This is a genomic window from Pseudoduganella sp. RAF53_2, from assembly GCF_052113985.1.
Classification (GTDB): Bacteria; Pseudomonadota; Gammaproteobacteria; order Burkholderiales; family Burkholderiaceae_D; genus Rugamonas.
Window position 1 is genome coordinate 1 of the sequence record NZ_JBFRDW010000878.1, and the last position, 1863, is coordinate 1863.

Below are 1863 nucleotides of genomic sequence, written 5' to 3' on the forward strand. Positions count from 1 at the left end.
GCACTTGTCCTTGCCGCCGGCGATACCGACCACGCGGCAGCCCAGTTGCTTGGCAACCTGGCCCACCGTCTGGCCTACGGCGCCGGCCGCGCCGGACACAACCACGGTTTCACCCGAGCGCGGCTGGCCCACTTCGAGCAGGCCGAAGTAAGCCGTCATGCCCGGCATGCCCAGCGTGTTGAGCCAGGTCGGCAGGGGCGCGAGCGATGGCTCGATCTTGTACAGCGCGGCCGAGCGGTCATCCGCGGCGCCGAGCCAGTATGTCTGCACGCCGAGTCCGCCGGACACGTGATCGCCCACGGCAAACTTGGCCGACTTCGACGCGACCACGACGCCGAGGCCGCCGGCGCGCATCACTTCGCCGATCTGGACTGGACGGATGTAGGACTTGGCATCGTTCATCCAGCCGCGCATGGCCGGGTCGAGCGAGAGGTAGAGGGTTTTGACGAGCACTTCGCCATCATTCAGTTCGCGCACGGTTTCGGTGGTGCGTTCGAAGTCGCTTTCCTTGGTCATGCCGACAGGGCGGGCGGCCAGGCGGAATTGGGCTGTCTCCATCTGTTGTTTTCCTTGTGGTTGGGTGTGGTGGAAAGACTATACCTGAAAATAATACGAACGTGCTATTTCCGGATTTTCTGTGGTTCATGCGACAATAGACGGCTCACCTATTCGAAAATGCGGCCATGAACCATCCAGAATACATCCTCACGCTAGCCTGCCACGATCAGCGCGGCATCGTCCATCGCGTTTCCGGATTCCTGGCTGAGCACGGCTGCAACATCATCGACTCGGCCCAGTTCGGCGACCCGGAAACCAAGCGCTTCTTCATGCGCGTGCACTTCGCCCGCGAAGATGCGGCCATCACCGACGCGGATCTGCGCGCGGCGCTGGCTTCGGTCGGCGAGGCGATGGGCATGGAAATCGAGCTGCACGATGCGGGCCGCAAGCCGCGCGTGATGMTSATGGTGTCSAAGATCGGCCAYTGCCTGAACGACCTGCTGTTCCGCTACAAGAGCGGGCTGCTGCCGGTCGAGATTCCGGCGATTGTGTCCAATCACATGGACTTCTACCAGCTGGCGGCCAGCTACAACATCCCGTTCCATCATCTGCCGCTGGCGGCTGGCGCGCCGGAGACGGCCAAGCAGGCGCAGGAAGCGCGCATTATCGAGCTGCTGGATTCGCATCAGATCGATCTGGTGGTGCTGGCGCGCTATATGCAGATTCTGTCGCCGTCGCTGTGCGCGCAGCTGAAGGGCAGGGCGATCAATATTCACCACTCCTTCCTGCCCAGCTTCAAAGGCGCCAAGCCTTACGCGCAGGCGCATCAGCGCGGCGTGAAGCTGATCGGCGCTACGGCACACTTCGTGACCAGCGACCTGGATGAAGGTCCGATCATCGAGCAGGACGTGGAACGCGTCGACCACTCGATGAGTGCAGAAACCCTGTCGGCCATCGGCCGCGATGTCGAATGCGTGGTGCTGGCGCGCGCGGTGAAATGGTTCACCGAACACCGCGTGCTGCAGAACGGCCACCGTACTGTGATTTTCAAGTAAATTAGTTTCATGGCTCTCAAATCTACAATCTACAAAGCAGAACTCTCCATTGCGGACATGGACCGCAATTACTACGGCACACACTTGCTGACCCTGGCGCGCCATCCGTCCGAAACGGACGAGCGCCTGATGATCCGCATCCTGGCCTTCGCCATCCACGCCGATGAGGCCTTGGTGAACGCCAAGGGCATTTCCGATACCGAGGAACCGGACCTGTGGCAGATGGACCTGACCGGCGCGATCCAGCTGTGGATCGAAGTCGGCCAGCCGGACGAACGCCGCCTGCTCAAGGCCGCCGGCCGTTCTGAAA

At 61.8% G+C, this 1863-nt stretch carries 2 protein-coding genes and 1 pseudogene; 2 read left to right on the forward strand and 1 reads right to left on the reverse strand.

Annotation, left to right across the window (positions count from 1 at the left end; all coding sequences use genetic code 11):
* Nucleotides 1–558: pseudogene (locus AB4Z11_RS30570) on the reverse strand (NADP-dependent oxidoreductase); the annotation flags it as partial.
* 125 nt (nt 559–683) lie between these two features.
* Between AB4Z11_RS30570 and purU the strand changes: the two are divergent.
* Nucleotides 684–1553: a formyltetrahydrofolate deformylase gene (gene purU, locus AB4Z11_RS30575; protein WP_442029781.1), complete on the forward strand. Its 870-nt coding sequence runs from the start codon at nt 684–686 to the stop codon at nt 1551–1553.
* Nucleotides 1554–1562: 9 nt separating this feature from the next.
* A partial coding sequence (locus tag AB4Z11_RS30580) for a YaeQ family protein (RefSeq protein ID WP_442029782.1) occupies nt 1563–1863 on the forward strand: 301 nt, incomplete at its 3' end.